This window comes from Pseudoxanthomonas sp. UC19_8 (assembly GCF_042700505.1).
Lineage (GTDB): Bacteria > Pseudomonadota > Gammaproteobacteria > Xanthomonadales > Xanthomonadaceae > Pseudoxanthomonas_A > Pseudoxanthomonas_A winnipegensis.
The window spans coordinates 3,747,023-3,768,428 of sequence record NZ_CP170559.1 but is presented as its reverse complement, the minus strand read 5'-3'; the positions used below and the strand labels follow the sequence as shown (position 1 = coordinate 3,768,428).

At 68.8% G+C, this 21,406-nt stretch carries 18 protein-coding genes and 1 pseudogene; 14 read left to right on the top strand and 5 right to left on the bottom strand.

Going from position 1 to position 21,406, the window contains the following annotated elements; genetic code table 11:
• Positions 1–21 precede the first annotated feature (21 nt).
• From ACFJIT_RS16640 to ACFJIT_RS16630, 3 genes are read left to right on the top strand one after another with little or no spacing between them, the layout of a single operon-like run.
• Positions 22–1,482 (top strand): alpha/beta hydrolase, encoded by a 1,461-nt coding sequence (locus ACFJIT_RS16640; protein ID WP_379654323.1) that lies wholly within the window; start codon positions 22–24, stop codon positions 1,480–1,482.
• Positions 1,479–2,225 carry an ATP-binding cassette domain-containing protein gene (locus ACFJIT_RS16635; RefSeq protein WP_130520347.1) on the top strand — a complete coding sequence of 249 codons (747 nt, stop codon included), beginning with the start codon at positions 1,479–1,481 and terminating at the stop codon, positions 2,223–2,225. The genes ACFJIT_RS16640 and ACFJIT_RS16635 overlap by 4 nt, the downstream gene beginning before the upstream one ends.
• Positions 2,222–3,403, top strand: coding sequence for an ABC transporter permease (locus ACFJIT_RS16630; RefSeq protein ID WP_379654322.1), 1,182 nt, complete (start codon positions 2,222–2,224; stop codon positions 3,401–3,403). The genes ACFJIT_RS16635 and ACFJIT_RS16630 overlap by 4 nt, the downstream gene beginning before the upstream one ends.
• A gap of 66 nt (positions 3,404–3,469) precedes the next feature.
• Here ACFJIT_RS16630 and ACFJIT_RS16625 read toward each other — a convergent pair whose 3' ends face one another.
• From ACFJIT_RS16625 to rpmH, 5 genes are all read right to left on the bottom strand, one after another.
• The gene (locus tag ACFJIT_RS16625) at positions 3,470–4,507 is read right to left on the bottom strand and encodes an energy transducer TonB (protein WP_379654321.1); all 1,038 of its coding nucleotides are present in this window, start codon (positions 4,505–4,507) and stop codon (positions 3,470–3,472) included.
• Between the two features lie 86 nt (positions 4,508–4,593).
• Complete coding sequence (mnmE, locus tag ACFJIT_RS16620) at positions 4,594–5,943, bottom strand: tRNA uridine-5-carboxymethylaminomethyl(34) synthesis GTPase MnmE (protein ID WP_379654320.1); 1,350 nt, start codon at positions 5,941–5,943, stop codon at positions 4,594–4,596.
• A 622-nt stretch (positions 5,944–6,565) separates the two neighbouring features.
• Positions 6,566–8,323: a membrane protein insertase YidC gene (gene yidC / locus ACFJIT_RS16615; protein ID WP_130534190.1), complete on the bottom strand. Its 1,758-nt coding sequence runs from the start codon at positions 8,321–8,323 to the stop codon at positions 6,566–6,568.
• Between the two features lie 14 nt (positions 8,324–8,337).
• Positions 8,338–8,778, bottom strand: coding sequence for a ribonuclease P protein component (gene rnpA / locus ACFJIT_RS16610; RefSeq protein WP_379654319.1), 441 nt, complete (start codon positions 8,776–8,778; stop codon positions 8,338–8,340).
• A gap of 93 nt (positions 8,779–8,871) precedes the next feature.
• Positions 8,872–9,012: a 50S ribosomal protein L34 gene (gene rpmH, locus ACFJIT_RS16605; RefSeq protein WP_014162171.1), complete on the bottom strand. Its 141-nt coding sequence runs from the start codon at positions 9,010–9,012 to the stop codon at positions 8,872–8,874.
• 222 nt (positions 9,013–9,234) lie between these two features.
• Here rpmH and dnaA point away from each other — a divergent pair, with 222 nt between their 5' ends.
• The 11 genes and pseudogenes from dnaA to ACFJIT_RS16550 all read left to right on the top strand — a co-directional run bounded on the left by dnaA (position 9,235) and on the right by ACFJIT_RS16550 (position 21,331).
• A complete protein-coding gene (gene dnaA, locus ACFJIT_RS16600; RefSeq protein ID WP_130520358.1) occupies positions 9,235–10,575 on the top strand; it encodes a chromosomal replication initiator protein DnaA in 1,341 nt (446 codons plus the stop codon).
• Positions 10,576–10,863: 288 nt separating this feature from the next.
• The gene (gene dnaN, locus ACFJIT_RS16595; protein ID WP_379654318.1) at positions 10,864–11,967 is read left to right on the top strand and encodes a DNA polymerase III subunit beta; all 1,104 of its coding nucleotides are present in this window, start codon (positions 10,864–10,866) and stop codon (positions 11,965–11,967) included.
• A 76-nt stretch (positions 11,968–12,043) separates the two neighbouring features.
• Positions 12,044–13,126: a DNA replication/repair protein RecF gene (gene recF / locus ACFJIT_RS16590; protein ID WP_379654317.1), complete on the top strand. Its 1,083-nt coding sequence runs from the start codon at positions 12,044–12,046 to the stop codon at positions 13,124–13,126.
• A gap of 118 nt (positions 13,127–13,244) precedes the next feature.
• Positions 13,245–15,712 (top strand): annotated as a pseudogene (gyrB, locus tag ACFJIT_RS16585) (DNA topoisomerase (ATP-hydrolyzing) subunit B).
• A gap of 4 nt (positions 15,713–15,716) precedes the next feature.
• Positions 15,717–16,574, top strand: coding sequence for a CPBP family intramembrane glutamic endopeptidase (locus ACFJIT_RS16580; protein WP_379654316.1), 858 nt, complete (start codon positions 15,717–15,719; stop codon positions 16,572–16,574).
• A 52-nt stretch (positions 16,575–16,626) separates the two neighbouring features.
• A complete protein-coding gene (locus ACFJIT_RS16575; protein WP_379654315.1) occupies positions 16,627–17,439 on the top strand; it encodes a M48 family metallopeptidase in 813 nt (270 codons plus the stop codon).
• Positions 17,440–17,587: 148 nt separating this feature from the next.
• Positions 17,588–18,781 carry a heme biosynthesis protein HemY gene (locus tag ACFJIT_RS16570; protein WP_130520367.1) on the top strand — a complete coding sequence of 398 codons (1,194 nt, stop codon included), beginning with the start codon at positions 17,588–17,590 and terminating at the stop codon, positions 18,779–18,781.
• A gap of 275 nt (positions 18,782–19,056) precedes the next feature.
• On the top strand, positions 19,057–19,617 hold the full coding sequence (locus tag ACFJIT_RS16565) for an energy transducer TonB (protein ID WP_171044570.1): 561 nt from the start codon (positions 19,057–19,059) through the stop codon (positions 19,615–19,617).
• Positions 19,618–19,686: 69 nt separating this feature from the next.
• Complete coding sequence (exbB, locus tag ACFJIT_RS16560; RefSeq protein WP_130524139.1) at positions 19,687–20,442, top strand: TonB-system energizer ExbB; 756 nt, start codon at positions 19,687–19,689, stop codon at positions 20,440–20,442.
• A gap of 43 nt (positions 20,443–20,485) precedes the next feature.
• A complete protein-coding gene (locus ACFJIT_RS16555; protein WP_130520374.1) occupies positions 20,486–20,917 on the top strand; it encodes a biopolymer transporter ExbD in 432 nt (143 codons plus the stop codon).
• Positions 20,918–20,920: 3 nt separating this feature from the next.
• On the top strand, positions 20,921–21,331 hold the full coding sequence (locus ACFJIT_RS16550) for a biopolymer transporter ExbD (RefSeq protein WP_130520376.1): 411 nt from the start codon (positions 20,921–20,923) through the stop codon (positions 21,329–21,331).
• Positions 21,332–21,406 lie beyond the last annotated feature (75 nt).

The following is a 21,406-nucleotide window of genomic DNA, read 5'->3' as shown; positions in this document are numbered from 1 at the left end:
ATGCCTTCCAAGGAGAGTCCCATGCAACAACGATGGTGGTGGCCAGCCCTGCTGCTGGCGGCCAGTGTCCCGGCGGCGCAGGCGCGCACGCTGGGCACGCTGGAGTTCAAGCCCTGCACGCTCAGCGCGCCGCTGATGCCCGCCTCGGTGGAGGCCCAGTGCGCCACGCTGCAGGTGCCGGAGAACCGCGCCGCCCCGGGCGGACGCAAGATCGCCCTGCGCATCGGCTGGGTGCCGGCGCAGAACGACACCTCGGCCGAGCCCGATCCGGTGTTCATGCTGGCCGGCGGCCCGGGCCAGTCGGCGCTGGATACCTATCCGCAGCTGCAGACGGCCTTCGCCAAGGTCAACGCCAAGCGCCACGTGATCCTGGTCGACCAGCGCGGCACCGGCGGCTCCAATCCGCTGCAATGCCCGCAGCCGGACAAGGCGCAGGACATCGACACGCCCGATGCCGCCGGCGCCTATGCGCGCAGCTGCCTGGCGCAGCTGGAGAAGAAGGCCGACCCGCGCTTCTACACCACCGGCGATGCGATCGCCGACCTGGATGCGGTGCGCCAGGCCATCGGCGCGGCCAGGATCGATCTGGTCGGCGTGTCCTACGGCACGCGCGTGGCCCAGCAGTACGCGGCCACCTATCCACAGCACACGCGCGCCATCGTGCTCGACGGCGTGGCGCCCAATTCGCTGGTGCTGGGCAACGAGTTCGCGCAGAACCTGGAAAGCGCGCTGGACCTGCAGTTCGCCCGCTGCGCCAACGACAAGGCCTGCGCCGACAAGCTGGGCAACCCGCGCCAGCGCCTCAACGCGCTGATGCAGACCCTGCGCACGCAGCCGCCGACGGTGAACTTCCGCGACCCGGTCACCGGCGCGGCGCGCCAGGAAACCCTGCACGCCGGCGATGTGGCCGGGCTGGTGCGCATGTCCGCCTACATGCCGCTGATGACCGCCACCCTGCCCCTGCAGTTCGCCGAAGCCGCGCAGGGCCGCTACGACACGCTGGCCGCCACGGCCAGCCTGATCGGCGGCTCGCTCTCCGATTCGATGGCCATGGGCATGCAGCTGTCGGTGATCTGCGCCGAGGACGGCAGCGAGCTCGCACCCGATCCCAGGCAGGACGGCTCGCTGCTGGGCAACGCCATCGTCGAGGGGCTCAAGGCGCAGTGCGCGGTATGGCCCAAGGGCACGCGCGCGGCGAACTTCCGCAAGCCGCTGTCCACCGATGTGCCGGCGCTGCTGCTGAGCGGCCAGTTCGATCCGGTGACCCCGCCGCGCTATGGCGCAGAAGTCGCCAAGTCGCTGCCCAACGCGCGCCACCTGGTGCTCAAGGGCCAGGGCCACAACGTCATCGCCGTGGGCTGCGCGCCGCAGCTGCTGGGCCAGTTCCTGGACAAGGCCGACGCCAAGTCGCTGGACGCCACGTGCCTGGACCGCCTCACCGACACCCCGCCCTTCACCGGCTTCTACGGATGGGACCCATGATCGCCCTGCAGAATCTCCACAAGACCTTCCAATCGAAGAAGACCGTGGTCAAGGCCGTGAGCGGGGTGGACTTCACCGCCGCCGACGGCCAGATCACCGGCCTGCTCGGCCCCAACGGCGCCGGCAAGACCACCACCCTGCGCATGCTCTACACGCTGATGCAGCCCGATCAGGGGCAGGTGCTGATCGACGGGCTGGACGTGGCCGCCGATCCGCAGGCCGCGCGGCGCGCACTGGGCGTGCTGCCCGACGCGCGCGGCGTGTACAAGCGCCTGACCGCTCGCGAGAACATCGCCTACTTCGGCGCGCTGCACGGCCTGGACAAGGCCACCATCGCCGCGCGCACCGAGCGCCTGGCGCACGCGCTGAACATGACCGACTTCCTGGATCGGCGCACCGAGGGCTTCAGCCAGGGCCAGCGCACCAAGACCGCCATCGCCCGCGCGCTGGTGCACGACCCGCGCAACGTCGTACTGGACGAACCGACCAACGGCCTGGACGTGATGACCACCCGCGGCCTGCGCGAATTTCTCAAGCAGCTGCGCGGCGAAGGTCGCTGCGTGGTGTTCTCCAGCCACATCATGCAGGAGGTGGCCGCGCTGTGCGATCGCATCGTGATCATCGCCAAGGGCACGGTGGTGGCCGCCGGCACACCCGATGAACTGCGCGCGCTGTACGGCCGGGACAACCTGGAGGACGCCTTCGTCGAAGCGATCGGTTCGGAGGAGGGCCTGCTGGCATGAACAGTCTCAAGACTCTGTGGGTGGTGATGCGCAAGGAGTTGCTCGACTTCTTCCGCGACCGCCGCACCGTGGCGCTCTCGCTGCTGCTGAGTCCGGTGCTGGTGCCGGTGCTGCTGATCGGGCTGTTCACCCTGACCGAGAACCGCATCCGCGACCTGACCGACAAGCCGCTGGAACTGCCGGTGATCGGCAAGCAGCACGCGCCCAATCTGATCGCCTGGCTGGAAGGCCAGAACGTCACCATCGTCGATCCCCCGGCCGATGTCGCCGCGGCCATCGCCGAGCAGAAGGCCGACGTGATCCTGCGCATCGGCGATGACTACGGCGAGAAGTGGCGCAAGAGCGAACCGGCGCCGGTGGAGGTCCTGAGCGACTCGACCCGGCAGAACGCCGAGGTGCCGGTCAAGCGCGTGCAGGCCTTGCTGCGCGCCTACAACAGCCAGGTCGGCGCACTGCGCCTGCTCGCGCGCGGCGTCAGCCCTGCGGCCGCCGCGCCGCTGCAGATCAGCGACACCGACATGGCCTCCGAGGAAGCCAAGCGCGGCCGGCTGGTCGGCGTGCTGCTGCCGTACCTGCTGATCCTCAGCGCCTTCATCGGCGGCGCCTACCTGATCATGGACGGCACCGCCGGCGAGCGCGAACGCCAGTCGCTGGAGCCACTGCTGGCCACGCCCGCCCCGCGCGGCGCGGTGGTCAGCGGCAAGGTCGCCGCGGCCTGCGCGGTGGCACTGCTGTCGCTGGCGCTGACCCTGCTGATGTTCAAGCTCACCGCGGTGATCTCGCCCACGGTCGGGCGGCAGATGGCGGTGAGCTTTTCCACCATCGCGCTGCTGCTGCTGATCCTGATGCCGATGGTCTTCATCGGCACCACGCTGCTGACCTACCTGTCGGCCACGGCCAAGAGCATGAAGGAAGCGCAGAGCCACATGAGCTGGCTGATGCTGCTGCCGATGCTGCCCTCGATCGTGCTGATGGTGAACCCGGTCAAGACCCAGCTGTGGCAGTTCGCCGTGCCGTTCCTGGCGCAGAACCAGCTGATCCTGAAGGTCGTGCGGGGCGAGGTCGTCGCGCCGGCGCAGTGGGGCATCTACCTGGGCGCCAGCTTCGCCCTGGCCGGGCTGATGTGGTTCCTGGCGGTGCGCCGCTACCGCGGCGAGCAGCTGGCGATCTCCGGCTGAGCCTGCATCGCCCGCAACGAACAAGGGCCGGCAATGCCGGCCCTTGTTTTTGCGTTGCGGGCGCGCTCAGCCGGGGTTGAAGGCGATCGTGCGGCGCGTGGTGCTGGTGGTGCCGGTGGGCTCGAACTTCCAGCGCTTGACCGCGGTCAGCGCGGCGCGATCGAACACGCGCGGCGGCGTGGCCTGGACCACGCGCACGTTGCTGACATCGCCATCGCCGCCGATGGTGATCTCCACCACCACCTGGCCGCTGGTGCCGGCGCGCAGCGCATCCATCGGATAACGCGGCGGCGGCGCGCTGAGCAGGCGCCGCTCGCCGCTGGAGGCGGCCGACGCGGACGAGGGCGATCCCGATGGCTCGGCTGGCGCTGCCGCAACCGGCGCCGGACGTTCGGCGGCGGCCTGCGGGCGCGGCGCGGGCGCGGACGCGGGTGCGGCCGGCGCATCGCGGGTGTTGTCCTCGCGCGCGGCGCGCGGCTGGGCGGCCGGTGCCTGCGCTGCCTGCTTCTGCTGGGCCGCCTGTTCGGCCAGGCGCTGGGCCTCCCTGGTCTTGGCCTCAGCGGCGGCCTTGGCCTTGGCCACCTCGTCGCTGCTCTGCTGGGCCAGCAGCTTCTCGCCGGCCTCGGTGGCCGCCGCCAGGCGTGGCAGGGACGGCGCGTTCGGATCGGCCTTGCGGATCAGCGCTTGCAGGCGCCGGGCCTCGTCGAAGTCCTTGCGGCCGATGCTCTGCTCGGCGGCGATCACCGTGTAGGGCATGAAGTCGGTCAGCGCGCTGGTCACCGCCGGATCGTCGGGCTGCTTGTCGCGCAGGGCCAGGTAGTACTCCACCGCATTGTCGCCGGCCGGTGCGTACAGACGGTTCTGGCCGATCGCACGCGTGGCGGCGGCGCGCAGATCGTCGGTGCTCATGGCCTGCACGCTGGCCGCCACCGCGCCCTTGGGCGCGGCATCGGCGGCGATGGCCTGCGCGGCGCTCTGCGGGTCGGCCGGCGGCGGCGTGCTGGCGGCCGGCGTGGAAGCAGGCTGCTGCGAGCAGGCGGCGAGCAGTCCCAGCAGCGCAAAGGCGGCCACGGGCCGCAGGGCGGTCGGTGTGAGCTTGGACATCGATGGTTCCCCTGAAGGGTCCGCATGGCGCAGACCAAGTGGCGAAACTCGCGTCAAGCGCCGCGGTTGTCAACTGCCCGGGCGGGTCACTTGCCGATGCAGAACGTGGAAAAGATCCGGCCCAGCAAGGCGTCGGGCGAGATCCTGCCGGTGATCTCGCCCAGCGCGTCGTGGGCCAGGCGCAGTTCTTCGGCGGCCAGCGCCAGGGATTCGTGATCGAGCTCGCGTTTTGCCAGTGTCGCGTGCTCGCGTGCGTCTTCCAGCGCCTGCACGTGGCGGGCGCGCGCCGAGAATTCTCCCTCCACCGCGGCGCCGGCCTGGCCCAGCGCCAGGGCCTGCAGGCGCGCGACCAGCGCATCGAGGCCGGCGCCGGTGCGCGTGGACAGCGCCAGCGCGTCCTGGTCCAGGCGCGGCGCGTCGGGCAACAGGTCGAGCTTGTTGTGCAGCCACAGCTTGGGCGTGGCCGGATCCAGCACATCGGCCACCGCGGCGCGGCCGGCCTGCGGATCGCGTGCGTCGAGCATCACCAGCGCCACATCGGCGCGGCGCAGTTCGTCGCCGGCGCGGCGCATGCCCTCGCGTTCGATCGCATCGCCGCCGTCACGCAGACCGGCGGTGTCGACCAGGGTCAGTTCGACGCCGTCGATGCGGATCACTTCGTGCAGCGTGTCGCGCGTGGTGCCGGCAGTGTCGGTGACGATGGCGCGTTCGCGCCCGGCCAGGGCGTTGAGCAGCGAGCTCTTGCCGGCGTTGGGCGGCCCGACAATCACCACGTGCAGGCCATCGCGCAGCCGGCGACCGCGCTGGGCTTCGTCCAGCAGCTGCCCGAGGTCGGCCAGCAGCGCCTGCACGCCGGCATGCACGGCCGCGCCGCCCAGAGTCTCCAGCGGCTCGTCGGCGAAGTCGATCGCCGCCTCCACGTGGACCCGCAGCCGCAGCAGCTGCTCGGCCAGCGCTTCGACGCGGCGCGAGAACACGCCATCGAGCGAACGCCGCGCCGCACGCGCCGCGCGCGCATCGCCGGCGGCGATCAGGTCGGCCACCGCCTCGGCCTGGGCCAGGTCGAGCTTGCCGTTGAGGAAGGCGCGTTCGGAAAACTCGCCCGGCCGCGCCTGGCGCGCACCCAGCGCGCAGGCGCGCGCCACCAGCGCACGCAACACCACCGGACTGCCGTGCGCCTGCAGTTCGACCACGTCCTCGCCGGTGAAGCTGGCCGGAGCGACGAAGGCCAGCGCGATGCCATCGTCGATCACCTCGCCCGCGCCGTCGACGAAGCGCGCATAGCGCGCCTGCCGCGGCGCCAACTCGCCCGCGCCCATCGCCTTGGCGATCTGCCTCGCACGCGGGCCCGACAGGCGCACGATGCCCACCCCGCCCGCGCCGGCGGCAGTGGCCACGGCAGCGATGGTGTCGGTGTGCGAGGGCGATGCGTGCATGGCGTGCGGATTCGATGAGGACAGTGCGGCGCCCGGCATCGTGCCCGTGCTGCCGCCCAAAAACAAAAGAGGCTTCGCAGGCGTGCAGAGGACACGCCGGCTGATGACATGAGCGCGGTCATGGAGAGCGGACTTCGCCGAGCAGCCTCGACCCGGCCGGGCGCGGCTCCGCGGCTCGGTCCGCCATCCCTGGCCCGCTCTCCGCGCGTCCGCCAGGATCGAGGCTTTCGCGGCGGATAGACCAGGGCTCCTTCCGACCCGAAGGCATCGAGCAAGCGCTCTGCCCCCTCCCCTTCGCCTGCGGCGAAAGGGAGGGCCGGGGTGGGGTGCTTTTGCTCTTCGCTTCTGTGGCTTGCCCGGTAAAGCCCCGACCCCTCCCCATCCCTCCCCTGCGCTGCGCGCAAGGGAGGGGGCCTCAAGTCGATGCCTTCCCGTCGCTGATCGCGTTGGTTGGGAGGGAGGGGCTTGAACGACCGCGCAAACCGAAGCGTTGTGACTTGACGCGAGTCGCCCCTGCCCATCCGAAGCCGCAACGCCCACACGCCGCGATCCATCACCGTGAGAGAGACAAAACAAAAGCCCGCCGAAGACGGCGGGCTTTTGCGGTGAGGCGTCGAGCGACTTACTTGCGGACCGTCTTGTCCGGCTTGTCGCTTTCCGGCTTGCCCAGCGAGGGCTGGCCGTGGACGCGGCCCATCCACCACTGCTGCAACAGGCCCAGGCTGCCGTTGGTCACCCAGTACAGCACCAGGCCGGAGGGGAAGAAGGCCATGGTGGCGCCGAAGATCAGCGGCATGAACTGCATCATCTTGGCCTGGGTCGGGTCCATGCCCGTGGTCGGCGAGAGCTTCTGCGTCAGCCACATCACCAGCACGTTGAGCACCGGCAGGATGAAGTAGGGATCGCGCGCGGTGAGGTCGTGGATCCACAGGATCCACGGTGCCTGGCGCAGCTCGACCGACTCGTTGAGCACCCAGTACAGGCACAGGAAGATCGGCATCTGCACCAGGATCGGCAGACAGCCGCCCATCGGGTTGATCTTCTCCTTCTTGTACAGCTCCATCATGGCCTGCTGCAGCTTGGCCCGATCCTCGCCGTAGCGCTCCTTGAGCTGCTGCATGCGCGGCTGGAACTTGCGCATCTTGGCCATCGACTTGTACTGGGCCGAGGACAGCGGGAACAGCACCAGCTTGACCACCACCACCAGACCGATGATCGACCAGCCCCAGTTGCCGAGCAGATCGTGCAAATGGCTCAGGATCCAGAACAGGCCCGAGCCGATCACCGCCAGCGGCGCGAAGCGGCTGTAGTCCACCGCGCTGTCCAGGCCGGGAATGCCGGAGGCCTTGATCGCCTTGACCAGCTTCGGGCCGACCCACAGCCGCGCATCGGTGGTGCCGGTCTGGCCCGGCGCCACGGTCAGGCTGGGGCCGGTCTCGCTGACCAGGTAACGGCGCACGCCGCCGACGGTGCGCTCATCCAGCGACACCAGCGCCGGCTGCTGCGGATCGGGCACCCAGGCGCTGAGGAAGTGATGCTCCAGCATCGCGATCCAGCCGCCCTTCATGTCCTGGTTGAGCTTGCCGTCTTCCAGGTAGTCGTCGCCGAACTTGCGGCGCTCGTAAGCCCCGCTGGCGGTGCGCCACGCGGCGCCGACCAGGCTGAAGGCATGCGGGTTGGTGATGCCGCCCTTGACCGGCGGCGGCGGCGTGCGCTCGAGCTGGCGATAGATCACCGCCGTCCACGGCGCGCTGCCGGTGTTGGTGACCTGGTCGGAGACGCCGACCAGATAGGCGCCGCGGGTGATGGTGAAGGTGCGCACGATGCGCACGCCGTTGCCTTCCCAGACGAAGGGAATGCGCAAGCTGTCCTGGCCGCTGGCCAGCACGTAATCGCGCTGCGGCTGCTCGGGGCGGAACACCGCGCCCGGGCCCGGCGCGGCGCTGCCCTGGCTGGTCCAGGCCAGGCCGGCGGTGTAGAGCTGGGCGGGGTTCTGGTTGAACAGTTCCACCGGCGGCGCGCCGGGATCGCGGCTCTGCGGGTACTGCAGCAGCTGCGCGCGCAGCACCTTGCTGCCGTCGATGACCAGCTTGAGCGTGTCGGTGGTGACGGTGACCTGGGTCGAAGCCGCGGCCGGCGCGGCGGCGGCGGAATTGGCCGGCGCGGTCGTGGACGCGGCGGTGCCGGGCGACGGCGTGGTCGCCAGCCCCTCGGTGCTGGGCACGCCGCTGCCGCCGGCATCGGCCGCGGGCGTCGTCGTGGCCGCCGCCACCGGGGTGGCCGGATGGTCCTGGGCGGTCTTCCACTTGCCCCACTCCATCCACAACAGGGTCGCCACCATCAGCCAGGCGAAGATCAGGAAAACACGGGTCTGGTTCATGGAAGCAGGCAGTCTCAGCCGGTTGCAGCGTCCGGCGTGGAAAGGGAAGAGGAGGGGCGCACTGGCGCGGGGCGCATTGTGCCGCCCGCATCCGGGGCGGGCAACGCGCCGGCGCGCTGCAGCAGCTGGTCGAAGGCCGCGCGCAGCTGCGCGGCCGAGGCCTGCGCGGCCGCCGGGCGTGCCACCAACACGTAGTCGCCGGCCGGCAGCGCCAGGCGCAGCGCACGGAAGTGGTCGCGCAGCACGCGCTTGATGCGGTTGCGTCCGACCGCGCGCTTGTCGACCTTGCGCGAGACCGCCAGGCCCAGGCGCGCCTGTTCGCCACCGGCCGCCAGGTACAGGGCGATCAGCGGCGTGGCGTGGCGGCGGGCGAGGCCGAAGACCCGGGTGTACTCGGCCGAGGTGCGCACGCGCGCCCGGCGGGGAAAGGTCTTGGACGAAACGTCAGGACTCATGGCACGACAAAGCCCGCGCCGTTGCGCGGCGCGGGCTTGGTGTGCAAACGCATGCTGTGATGACCGGCCGCGCACCAGGCGCGGCGCGAGGCATCAGGCGCAGAGCGTCTTGCGGCCCTTCGCGCGGCGACGGGCGAGGATCTTGCGACCGTCAGCGGTCTTCATGCGGGCACGGAAACCGTGGTCGCGCTTGCGCTTGAGGTTGCTGGGCTGGTAGGTGCGCTTGGTGGCCATGGGGCACTCTCAGGCGATAAGGGGTGGAAAGAACCGGAAATTCTACGGGGCGGCCAAAGCGCACGTCAAGCTTGCGTGTGCCCGGCCTGTGGATGGAACTGTGGATGAGCGGTGGTCGGACGGTGGGCAAAGCGGACGACGTGGTACCCTGCCCGACCCTCTTTTCCACGTGCCGTCGGGCTGCGCGAGCTGGCCCGGCGCTGGATGACCGATCTCTCAAAGATGGATGCCTGGCCCCGCTGCCTAGAACGCCTGGAAGCCGAACTGCCGGCCGAAGATGTCCACACCTGGCTCAAGCCGCTGCAGGCCGAACAGCGTCCCGACGCGGTCGTGCTCTATGCGCCCAACGCCTTCATCGTCGACCAGGTGCGCGAGCGCTACCTGCCGCGCATCCGTGAGCTGATCGACCATTACGCCGGCTTCGACCAGGTCTCGCTGGCGGTGGGCTCGCGGGCCAAGGCGGCCGAGCCGGCCGCCGCCTCGGGCAACGGCGCGAGCGCCTCGCTGACCACCGCGGCCACCGCGCCGGTCGAGCCCTTCGCCGGCAACCTCGATACGCACTACACCTTCGACAACTTCGTCGAAGGGCGCAGCAACCAGCTCGGCCGCGCCGCTGCCTGGCAGGCCGCGCAGAAGCCCGGCGATCGCGCCCACAACCCGCTGCTGTTGTACGGCGGCACCGGGCTTGGCAAGACGCATCTGATGTTCGCGGCCGGCAACGAGATGCGCCGGCAGAACCCGGCCGCGCGTGTGCTGTACCTGCGCTCGGAGCAGTTCTTCAGCGCCATGACCAAGGCGCTGATCGAGCGGACCATGGATCAGTTCAAGCGCCGCTTCCAGCAGGTCGACGCGCTGCTGATCGACGACATCCAGTTCTTCGCCGGCAAGGACCGCACCCAGGAAGAGTTCTTCCACACCTTCAACGCGCTGTTCGACGGTCGCCAGCAGATCATCCTGACCTGCGACCGCTACCCGCGCGAGGTGGAGGGGCTGGAGCCGCGGCTGAAGTCGCGCCTGGCCTGGGGCCTGTCGGTGGCCATCGACCCGCCCGACTTCGAGACCCGCGCGGCCATCGTGCTGTCCAAGGCGGCCGAGCGCGGCACCCACATCCCCGACGATGTGGCCTTCCTGCTGGCCAAGAAGATGCGCTCCAACGTGCGCGACCTGGAAGGCGCTCTCAACACGCTGGCCGCGCGCGCCAACTTCCTGGGCCGGGCGATCACGCCGGAGTTCGCCCAGGAGACCCTGCGCGACCTGCTGCGCGCCCAGCAGCAGGCCATCGGCATCCCCAACATCCAGAAGACCGTGGCCGACTACTACGGCCTGCAGATCAAGGATCTGCTGTCCAAGCGCCGCACCCGCTCGCTGGCGCGCCCGCGCCAGGTGGCCATGGCCCTGACCAAGGAGCTGACCGAACACAGCCTGCCCGAGATCGGCGACGCCTTCGCCGGACGCGACCACACCACCGTGCTGCACGCCTGCCGGCAGATCCGCACGCTGATGGAGTCCGACGGCAAGCTCAAGGAAGACTGGGACAAGTTGATCCGCAAGCTCAGCGAGTGAGCGGGCGGGCCCCGCGGTGGCTATGCTGTGCGGGTCGCCGCATTCATGGAACATCCGGTGGGCGGTAGGGGGTCGAAGCTGTGGATAAGGCGTGGATCGATTTGACGATGAAAGTTGTCCACAGTTTTTCCCGCAGCAAACCGACACGCCATCCACCGGGTTTCAAGCGAATAAAAACGAGGCTGATCAATAGGTTAGATCGGTTTTCCCGGAAATCCGCGGCAACCATCACCATCAGCTTTTAAGATTTATACACTTCTAAAAACCTAGAGCACCGGGACACCCACGATGCGTTTCAGCCTGCAGCGAGAAGCTTTCCTCAAACCCCTGGCGCAAGTGGTCAATGTGGTGGAGCGTCGTCAGACCCTGCCCGTGCTGGCCAATTTCCTGGTGCAGGTGAACAACGGCCAGCTCTCGCTGACCGGCACCGATCTGGAAGTCGAAATGATTGCGCGCAGCGCGGTCGAGGACGCCCAGGACGGCGAGACCACGATCCCGGCACGCAAGCTGTTCGAAATCGTGCGCGCCCTGCCCGATGGCAGCCGCATCACCGTCAGCCAGACCGGCGACAAGGTCAGCGTCGCCGCAGGGCGCAGCCGCTTTACCCTGGCCACGCTGCCGGCCAACGATTTCCCGTCGGTCGACGAGGTCGAGGCCACCGAGCGCGTCACCGTGCCGGAAGCGGCGCTGAAGGAGCTGATCGAGCGCACCGCGTTCGCCATGGCGCAGCAGGACGTGCGCTATTACCTCAATGGCCTGCTGTTCGACCTGCGCGATACCTCGCTGCGCTGCGTGGCCACCGACGGCCACCGCCTGGCGCTGTGCGAATCGGGCCTGGAGACCGGCGGCAGCCTGACCAAGCGTCAGATCATCGTCCCGCGCAAGGGCGTGACCGAGCTGCAGCGCCTGCTGGAAGGCGGCGACCGCGCGCTGGAGCTGGAAGTCGGCCGCAGCCACATCCGCGTCAAGCGCGACGATGTCACCTTCACTTCCAAGCTGATCGACGGCCGCTTCCCCGACTACGAGGCGGTGATCCCGATCGGCGCCGATATCGAGGTCAAACTGGACCGCGAGGTCCTGCGTGCCGCCCTGCAGCGCGCCGCGATCCTGTCCAACGAGAAGTACCGCGGTGTGCGCGTGGAACTCTCGCCCGGCCAGCTCAAGGTCAGCGCGCACAATCCCGAGCAGGAAGAGGCGCAGGAAGAGATCGAGGCCGACACCAAGGTCGAATCGCTGGCGATCGGCTTCAACGTCAACTACCTGCTCGATGCCCTCTCGGCCCTGCGCGACGAGCACATCGTGATCCAGCTGCGCGATGCGAACTCCTCGGCGCTGGTGCGTGAGGCCGGCAGCCAGCGTTCGCGCCACGTCGTCATGCCGCTGCGCCTCTGACCCCAGTGCTGTTCCACGTGAAACACGACGCGACGCCCGGAGTTTTCCGGGCGTCGCCGTTTGGGAGCGTTCGACCTTGGACGTGACGCGGCTGGTCGTGGGCGGACTACGCCGGTTCGAACGGGTCGAGCTGGTGCCCGCACCAGGCCTGAACCTCATTACCGGCGACAACGGCGCCGGCAAGACCAGCCTGCTGGAAGCCCTGCACCTCATGGCCTGGGGGCGCAGCTTCCGTGGCCGCGTCCGCGACGGACTGATCCGGACCGGCAGCGACGCGGTCGAAGTCTTCGTCGAATGGACCGAGGCCGGCCACGAGCGGCTGCGCAAGGCCGGCCTGCGCCACAGCGGTCAGGAGTGGCAGGGGCGCCTGGACGGCAACAACGTGGCCCAGCTCGGCGATCTGTGCGCGGCACTGGCCGTCGTGAGCTTCGAACCGGGCAGTCACGCGCTGGTGACCGGCGGCGGCGAGCCACGCCGGCGCTTCCTGGATTGGGGCCTGTTCCACGTGGAACAGGACTTTCTGCCGACCTGGCGGCGCTACAACCGCGCCCTCAAGCAGCGCAACGCCCTGCTGAAGTCCGGCGGTAGCCTGGCCCAGCTGGACGCATGGGATGCGGAGCTGGCCGATGCCGGGGAAGCGGTGACCGCGCACCGTCTGGCCTACCTCGACCGCCTGCAGACGCAGCTCTCGGAGGCCGCGGACGCGCTGGTGCCCATGCTTGGGCGCGCGCAGCTGGCTTTTGCGCCCGGCTGGAAGCGCCAGGAGCTGTCGTTGGCCGACGCGCTGCTGGTGACGCGCGATCGCGACCGGCAGTTCGGCCATACCGGCGTGGGGCCGCATCGCGCCGACTGGCGCGTCGACTACGCCGCCCTGCCCCAGCGCGAGACCCTGTCGCGCGGCCAGGCCAAGCTCACCGCCCTGTCCTGCCTGCTGGCCCAGGCGCAGGACTACGCGGTCCAGCGCGGGGAATGGCCGGTGATCGCGCTGGACGATCTCGCCTCGGAGCTGGACCGCCGGCACCAGCAGCGCGTGCTGGATCGCCTGCTCGGCAGCGGCGCCCAGATCTTCCTGACCGGGACTGAGCCCCCTGCCGGGCTTGGAGAACGCTCGCGCGGGGCCTGGTTCCACGTGGAACACGGCGCGGTCGCGCCTCGCTAGGACATGGGCCATCAGGGGGCCAACCCCGGCCAATGCTATAATTCGCGTCCTTTCCCAGTGCCGGTCGCGCCTGCGCATGCTGCGTGGCGGACCGGCCGTGCAGGCAATCGACACGCGAATGACCGAGCAGAACCCGCCGACCACTCCCGGCCAGAACGGCAACTACGACGCCAACAGCATCACGGCCCTGGAAGGCCTGGAGGCGGTGCGCAAGCGCCCCGGCATGTACATCGGCGACGTGCACGACGGCACCGGCCTGCACCACATGGTCTTCGAGGTCGTCGACAACTCCATCGACGAGGCCCTGGCCGGCCATGCCGACCATGTCGCCGTGACCATCCACGCCGACGGCTCGGTGTCGGTGTCCGACAACGGCCGCGGCATCCCGGTCGGCAAGCACGCGCAGATGAGCGCCAAGCTGGGCCGCGAGGTCTCCGCCGCCGAGGTGGTGATGACCGTGCTGCACGCCGGCGGCAAGTTCGACGACAACAGCTACAAGGTCTCCGGCGGCCTGCACGGCGTGGGCGTCAGCGTGGTCAACGCGCTGTCGGAGAAGCTGCTGCTGGACGTGTTCCAGAACGGCGCCCACTACCAGCAGGAATTCAGCAACGGCGCGGCCGTGGCCCCGCTGCAGCAGCTGGGTGAGACCACCAAGCGCGGCACCACCGTGCGCTTCTGGCCCTCGGTCGTGGCCTTCCACAACAACGTGGAATTCCACTACGACATCCTGGCCCGGCGCCTGCGCGAGCTGTCCTTCCTCAATTCCGGCGTCAAGATCGTGCTCGCCGACGAGCGCGGCGAGGGCCGCCGCGACGATTTCCACTACGAGGGCGGCATCCGCAGCTTCGTCGAGCACCTGGCTCAGCTGAAGACCCCGCTGCACCCCAACGTGATCTCGGTGACCGGCGAGCACAACGGCATCACCGTGGAGGTGGCGCTGCAGTGGACCGACTCCTACCAGGAGACGATGTACTGCTTCACCAACAACATTCCGCAGAAGGACGGCGGCACCCACCTGGCCGGCTTCCGCGGCGCGCTGACCCGCGTGCTCAACACCTACATCGAGCAGAACGGCATCGCCAAGCAGGCCAAGATCAACCTGACCGGCGATGACATGCGCGAAGGCATGATCGCGGTGCTGTCTGTGAAGGTGCCCGACCCCAGCTTCTCCAGCCAGACCAAGGAAAAGCTGGTCAGCTCGGACGTGCGCCCGGCGGTCGAGAACGCCTTCGGCGCGCGCCTGGAGGAATTCCTGCAGGAGAACCCGAACGAGGCCAAGGCCATCGCCGGCAAGATCGTCGATGCCGCCCGCGCCCGCGAGGCCGCGCGCAAGGCGCGCGACCTGACCCGCCGCAAGGGCGCGCTGGACATCGCCGGCCTGCCCGGCAAGCTGGCCGACTGCCAGGAGAAGGATCCGGCGCTGTCCGAGCTGTTCATCGTCGAGGGCGACTCGGCCGGCGGCTCGGCCAAGCAGGGCCGCAACCGCAAGAACCAGGCGGTGCTGCCGCTGCGCGGCAAGATCCTCAACGTCGAGCGCGCGCGCTTCGACCGCATGCTCTCCTCCGATCAGGTCGGCACGCTGATCACCGCGCTGGGCACCGGCATCGGCAAGGACGAGTACAACCCGGACAAGCTGCGCTACCACCGCATCATCATCATGACCGACGCGGACGTGGACGGCGCGCACATCCGCACTCTGCTGCTGACCTTCTTCTACCGGCAGATGCCCGAGCTGATCGAGCGCGGCCACGTCTACATCGGCCTGCCGCCGCTGTACAAGCTCAAGCAGGGCAAGCAGGAGCTGTACCTGAAGGACGACGCGGCGCTCAACGCGTACCTGGCCAACAGCGCCGTCGAAGGCGCCTCGTTGATTCCGGCCACCGGCGAGCCGTCGATCTCCGGCGAAGTGCTGGAAAGGCTGCTGATCCTCTATGCCAACGCGCGCGAGGCGATCGGCCGCAACGCCCATCGCTTCGACACCACGCTGCTTGAGGCGCTGATCGACGCCGCGCCGGTCGATGCGCTAGTCGGCCTGGCCGACGATGCCCTGCGCAGCGAACTGGGCAAGCTGGAAGCGGCCCTCAACAGCAGCAGCATCGGTAGTCCTCGTTACACTCTGGAGCTGCAGCCGGCCAACGACCAGCGTCCGGCGGCCCTGCTCTCGCATCGCCGCCACATGGGCGAAGAGCTGACCCAGGTGCTGCCGTTGTCCTCGTTCGAGACCGGTGAACTGCGCGCGGTGCGCGATGTCGCCGCCCAGCTGTACGGCCTGGTGCGCGAAGGCGCGCAGATCCAGCGCGGCACCCGCAGCCAGGAAGTCTCCAGCTTCGCCCAGGCCGGGCCTGGCTGCTGGAGGAAGCCAAGAAGGGCCGCCAGATCCAGCGCTTCAAGGGCCTGGGCGAAATGAACCCCGAGCAGCTGTGGGATACCACGGTGAACCCGGACACGCGCCGCATGCTGCAGGTGCGGATCGAGGACGCGGTGGCCGCCGACGAGATCTTCAGCACGCTGATGGGCGATGTGGTCGAGCCGCGGCGCGAGTTCATCGACGCCAACGCCCTCAAGGTCACCAATCTCGACATCTGACGCCGTGACGAACGCGCGCACGGAGGCGCCCGCCCTGCCCGGCGCCCCACCGCCGCTGCCCGCGGCGGCGGTCCCGGCTCCCCTGCCCCTGGCGTCCGCGCTGCGCCGGTTCGGGCTGGAAGTGCTGATCATGGGCGTGCTGTTCGCCCTGCTCTCGCTGGTGGGCGCGGTCGCCTGGGGCTTCTGGCGCGGGCTGATGCTGGCCGTCCACGGCACGGCGCCGGCCGATGCGGCGGCGATGATGCAGGCCATCGGCCGGCCCGGCCCGCTGGCGGTGATGGCCATGAGCGTGCTGTCCGTCGGCGGCACGGCGCTGCTGGCGATGGCCTGGCGCGCCCCGGCGCGCAAGGGCGAGCGCCAGGCCGCCGCCGCCGCCCTGCGCCGTGTCCCGACCTGGCTGCTGGTGCTGTTCACCGCCGCGGCCACGATCACCTGCAGCATCGTCGGGGCCCAGCTCGCCGCCGCCTTCCAGGAGACCCTGCAGCCGAGCAATCTGGAGCTGGTGCGCGGCACCGTGGGCCGCCATCCGCTGCTGCTGGTGCTGTTCGCGGTGGTGCTGGCGCCGCTGTACGAGGAAGTGCTGTTCCGGCGCGTGCTGTTCCGGCGCCTGTGGCGCGATGGCTGGCCGCGCCTGGGCATGGTGCTCAGCGGCGTGCTGTTCGCCCTGATGCATGAGCCGCCGATCCTGGGCGGCAAGCCGCTGATCGCCGCCGCGCCGCTGTGGCTGGTCTACACCGGCATGGGCATCGCGTTCGCCTGGGTCTACCGGCGCACCGGCTCGCTGTGGGCCGCGGTGCTGGCGCATGCGCTCAACAACGCCTTCGCCATCGGCATGCTGCTGCTGTTCGGGATCGATGCCTGAGTGTGCCGCGCTTGACAAGGGCGTCACCCGACCCCGGCAAGACTCCCGCCCCATGACCCGCCGTCCCCGCGCCCTGCTCGCCCCGCTCTGTGCCGGCCTGATGGCCGCGCTGATGGCGGCCTGCGCCACCACGACCTCCTCGACCGGCCGCCGGCAGAACGTCGGCGCCGTCTCCCAGGCCGAGCTGGACCAGCTTGGCGCCCAGGCCTTCGCCGAGGCCAAGCAGAAGCAGCCGCTGAGCAAGGACCCCAAGCAGATCGCCTATGTGCGCTGCGTGGTCAACGCCCTGGTCGCCCAGCTTCCGGCCAGCGAGCGCGGCATCGCCTGGGAAACGGCGGTGTTCGAGGACAAGGAGCCCAATGCCTTCGCCCTGCCCGGCGGCAAGGTCGGCGTCAACAGCGGCATCTTCACCGTGGCCAAGAACCAGGACCAGCTGGCGGCGGTGATCGGCCACGAGATCGGCCACGTCGTGGAACATCACTTCGACGAGCGCATCACCAATCAGGTCCGCACCTCGCAGGCGCTGGCCATCCTCGGCGCGCTGGCCGGCGACTATGGCCAGCTGGTGACCGAAGGCGGCGGCATGGCGGCCAACGCCGGCTTCCTGCTGCCAAACTCGCGCCGCCAGGAAAGCGAGGCCGACGTGGTCGGCCAGCGGCTGATGGCGCAGGCCGGCTTCGACCCGCGCCAGGCGGTGAACCTGTGGCAGAACATGCTCTCCGCCGGCGGCGCCCGCCCGCCGCAGTGGCTCTCCACCCATCCCGATCCGCAGTCGCGCATCCGCGAACTGTCCACGCGCGCCGACACGCTGGTGCCCGATTACGAGGCCGCGCGCGCCGCCGGCCGCAAGCCCCGCTGCGGTTGAACAGCGAAACCGGCCATTTGTAGGCCCGGGACAACGAAATCCGCACACATTGCGCTGGCGATTCTGCTAGTTTCGCCGACCCGGTCACTTGTTGGCCTGCTGTTCAGCCCCCCGCACTCACGCAAGACCGATCCACACGAGGTGATCCATGTTGTTGCGCACCCCCAAGCGTGCCCTGCTGTCCCTGGCCGTCATCGGCCTGCTGGCCGGCACGGTGTCCGTCGAAGCCTCGGCCCAGCAGACGCGTGAGCGCGCCGGCCGCAACAAGGGCGACGACGCCAAGCAGCAGGTGCTCTATCCGGATGCGACCCGCGTCGCGCCGGAAGGCAAGAATTCGCGCAAGGGCGGCCCGATGGCCGAGAAGATGATCAAGGCCTACAACGATCAGGACTGGGCCAAGGCGCGTGCCGATGCCGATGCGCTGATCGCCAGCCCCGATTCCAACGACTACGACAAGGCCCTGGCCGCGCAGATCGCCTCGCAGGCCGCCTACAGCACCGACGACGAGGCCGCCGCTAAGGCTTATCTCAAGCAGGCCATCGACCTCAACGCGCTGGACAACAACGGCCACTACCAGGCCATGTTCATGCTGGCCCAGCTGCAGCTGCAGGACGAGCAGTACGCCGACGGCCTGGCCACGCTGGACAAGTACCTGGCCGAGACCAAGTCCAAGAAGCCCGAGGACCTGGCGCTCAAGGGCCAGGCCCTGTACCAGGCCGAGCGCTACGCCGAGGCGATCGAGCCGCTCAAGCAGGCCATCGCCACCTCGTCGGATCCCAAGCCGCAGTGGAGCCAGGTGCTGATGGCCAGCTACGAGGCCAGCAACCAGTCCGGCGAGGCGCTCAAGCTCGCCCAGGACATGGCCGCCAAGGCGCCCAACGACAAGACCGCGCAGATGAACCTGGCGGTGGTCTACTCGCAGAACGACCAGCCGGAAAAGGCCGCCGAGATCCTCAACAAGCTGCGCGCCTCCGGCCAGCTGACCACGGACAAGGAATACCGCCAGCTGTACGCGACCTTCTCCAACATGGACAAGCACGAGAAGGACACCATCGAGGTCATCAACGACGGCCTGGCCAAGGGCATCCTCAAGCCGAACCTCGAGGTGTATCAGATCCTGGCCCAGTCGTACTACTATTCGGAACCGCCCCAGATCGCTCAGGCTATCGACGCCTGGCAGAAGGCGGCACCTCTGGACACCACCGGCGAGACGTATCTCAATCTCGCGCGTGTCCTGATGCAGGAGAATCGTCCCGCCGAGGCCAAGAAGGCCGCTCAGTCGGCGCTGGACAAGGGGGTCAAAAAACCGCAGGACGCGAAGGCGATCATCGGCTCCAAGTGATCGCTTGGAAGCGCTTACAAAGCAGTGGATAACTGCTATGAAAGCGGTGAAGGATTGGGTTAAGCTCACGATTCCCCTGCGTTTTCTCGCGGTGGAATCCTACGAACCGACATCGGTGTGCGTCGCGGCGCACACCCCGTTTCCATCGAGTCCACTGGCGCATGGCTGAACAACTTGTCATCAACCGTTACAAGGATCAGGAAGAAGACTCCGGTCTGAACTGGTCGCGCATCATCGGCTATGCCTTCGTCATCGCCCTGCATGTCGCGGTCTTCCTGCTGCTGCTGATTCCCGCCGTCGCACCGCCGGCCCAGAAGGAGGAGGAGCAGAAGATGCTGGTGCAGATCGTCGATCCGCCGCCGCCGCCGCCCCCTCCGCCGCCGCCGCCGCCGAAGCAGGACACCCCGCCGCCGCCGGTCAAGGAGCTGTCCCCGCCCAAGCCGACGCCGGTCCCGCCGCCGCCGGAAGCCCCGCCCGTGGAAGTGCCCGATCCGCGTCCGGTGGATACCTACACCCCGCCTGCCCCGCCCGCTCCGCCGGCCCCGTCGCCTGACATCGGCGCCAGCGTGGACATCTCGTCCAAGAACATGAATCCGCCGCGCTACCCGCCGTCGGCCGCACGTTCGGGCATCGAGGGCACCGTGGTGCTGATCATTGATGTCGATGCCAGTGGCAACGTCACCAACGTCTCGGTCGAGAAGTCCAGTCGCAACCGCGATCTCGACCGCGCCGCGATGGAAGCAGCACGCAAGTGGCGCTTCAACGCCGGCCAGTCCAATGGCCAGAAGGTGGCCGGTCGCGTCCGCGTCCCGGTCGACTTCAGCATGGGCGGCTGAGCCGGACCCGTTTCACCCATTTAGCGTCACCACCACCTCTCCATTCAATTTTCAACAAAGGTAAGCGTCATGCTGCAGGAAACTCTGATCGCCGCCGCTTCGGGGGGCAACAACGCCGCTGCTGCCCTGAACCAGATGGGCTTCTCCCACCTGATCCACGAAATGACCTCCAACCCGGGCGCCTTCGTGGTGTCGTGGGTGGTGCTGCTGACGCTGGTCTTCATGTCGGCCGGTTCCTGGTACTGGACCATCGTCAACATCATCAAGGCCGTGCGTCTGCGTTCGCAGGCCGACCGCGTGACCACCGCGTTCTGGGAAACCCCCAACGCGCAGGACGCGATCCGCGTGATGGAAGAGCAGCCGCGTAACGAGCCGTTCTCCAAGATCGCCCTGGACGCCGCCCAGGCCGCCGCGCACCACCAGCGCGCCGAGTCCACCGGTGCCGGTGAGACGCTGAGCCGTTCGGAATTCGTCGACCGCGCCCTGCGCCAGGCCGTCACCCGCGAGAGCACCAAGATCCAGAGCGGCATGATCTGGCTGGCGACCGTCGGCGCGACCGCCCCGTTCGTGGGTCTGCTGGGTACGGTGTGGGGCATCTACGGCGCCCTGATCCGCATCGGCGCCACCGGCAACGCCGGCATCGACGCGGTGGCCGGCCCGGTGGGTGAGGCGCTGATCATGACCGCCATCGGTCTGTTCGTCGCGATCCCGGCCGTGTTCGCCTACAACTTCTTCAGCAAGCTCAACGCGACCACCATCGCCAAGTTCGACACGTTCGCGCACGACCTGCACGACTTCTTCGCCACCGGCGCCCGCGTGCGCTGATCCGGCCTAGACACGAACTTACCGACAGGTATCCGGAGGCCACATGGCATTCAGTAGCGGGGGCGGCAGTGGCGGCCCCATGGTAGACATCAACGTGACGCCCCTGGTGGACGTCATGCTGGTGCTGCTGATCATCTTCATCATCACCACGCCGCTGATGCAGCAGAAGGTCAAGGTGCAGTTGCCCGAGACCACCTTCCTGCCGAACCCGGACGAACTGGCCAAGCGTGCGCCGCCAGTGAACATCGCGGTCACCGAGGACGGCTCGATCTACTGGAACGACGAGCCGGTCACCAAGGACGTGCTCGAGTCGCGCTTCTCCTCGGCGGCCCAGCAGACGCCGCAGCCGTCGATCAACCTGCGTGGCGACAAGACCACCAAGATGTCCACGATCAACGAGATCACCCGCATCGCGCAGGGTCAGGGCATGTTGGACGTCGGGTTCGTTTCCACGAAGCCGAAGAAGGGGGGCTGATCCATGGCCTTTAGCAGTGGAAGTGGCAAGGGCGCCATGGCCGAGATCAACGTGACGCCGTTGATCGACGTCATGCTGGTGCTGTTGATCATCTTCATCGTGACCGCGCCGATCATGACCTACCCGATCGACGTCGCCCTGCCGCAGCGGTCGCAGACCCCGCCGCCGACGACAGAGCCGCCGCCGCCGATCGACCTGCGGATCGACGCGTCCAACACGATCTACTGGAACAACAATCCGGTGGCCGTGAGCGCGTTGCAGAGCATGATGGAGAACGAGGTCCAGAAGGATCCGACCAACCAGCCGCAGCTGCGCATCGACGCCAACCCGGACTCCCAGTACGAGACGATGGCCCAGGTGCTCGCCGCCGCCAAGAACGCGCAGATGATGAAGATCGGTTTCATGCAGCAGTAATCGATCGGCTTCGTTCGCCAATTCGCTTCGACGCCGCTCCGCAAGGGGCGGCGTCGTCGTTTTTGCGGCGCGCTG

Excerpts from the sequence above, each read along its gene's own strand:
- ACFJIT_RS16640 (WP_379654323.1), top strand. The coding sequence starts at position 22 with ATGCAACAACGATGGTGGTGGCCAGCCCTGCTGCTGGCGGCCAGTGTC.
- ACFJIT_RS16635 (WP_130520347.1), top strand. The coding sequence starts at position 1,479 with ATGATCGCCCTGCAGAATCTCCACAAGACCTTCCAATCGAAGAAGACC.
- ACFJIT_RS16630 (WP_379654322.1), top strand. The coding sequence starts at position 2,222 with ATGAACAGTCTCAAGACTCTGTGGGTGGTGATGCGCAAGGAGTTGCTC.
- ACFJIT_RS16625 (WP_379654321.1), bottom strand. The coding sequence starts at position 4,507 with ATGTCCAAGCTCACACCGACCGCCCTGCGGCCCGTGGCCGCCTTTGCG.
- mnmE (WP_379654320.1), bottom strand. The coding sequence starts at position 5,943 with ATGCACGCATCGCCCTCGCACACCGACACCATCGCTGCCGTGGCCACT.
- yidC (WP_130534190.1), bottom strand. The coding sequence starts at position 8,323 with ATGAACCAGACCCGTGTTTTCCTGATCTTCGCCTGGCTGATGGTGGCG.
- rnpA (WP_379654319.1), bottom strand. The coding sequence starts at position 8,778 with ATGAGTCCTGACGTTTCGTCCAAGACCTTTCCCCGCCGGGCGCGCGTG.
- rpmH (WP_014162171.1), bottom strand. The coding sequence starts at position 9,012 with ATGGCCACCAAGCGCACCTACCAGCCCAGCAACCTCAAGCGCAAGCGC.
- dnaA (WP_130520358.1), top strand. The coding sequence starts at position 9,235 with ATGGATGCCTGGCCCCGCTGCCTAGAACGCCTGGAAGCCGAACTGCCG.
- dnaN (WP_379654318.1), top strand. The coding sequence starts at position 10,864 with ATGCGTTTCAGCCTGCAGCGAGAAGCTTTCCTCAAACCCCTGGCGCAA.
- ACFJIT_RS16575 (WP_379654315.1), top strand. The coding sequence starts at position 16,627 with ATGACCCGCCGTCCCCGCGCCCTGCTCGCCCCGCTCTGTGCCGGCCTG.
- ACFJIT_RS16570 (WP_130520367.1), top strand. The coding sequence starts at position 17,588 with ATGTTGTTGCGCACCCCCAAGCGTGCCCTGCTGTCCCTGGCCGTCATC.
- exbB (WP_130524139.1), top strand. The coding sequence starts at position 19,687 with ATGCTGCAGGAAACTCTGATCGCCGCCGCTTCGGGGGGCAACAACGCC.
- ACFJIT_RS16555 (WP_130520374.1), top strand. The coding sequence starts at position 20,486 with ATGGCATTCAGTAGCGGGGGCGGCAGTGGCGGCCCCATGGTAGACATC.
- ACFJIT_RS16550 (WP_130520376.1), top strand. The coding sequence starts at position 20,921 with ATGGCCTTTAGCAGTGGAAGTGGCAAGGGCGCCATGGCCGAGATCAAC.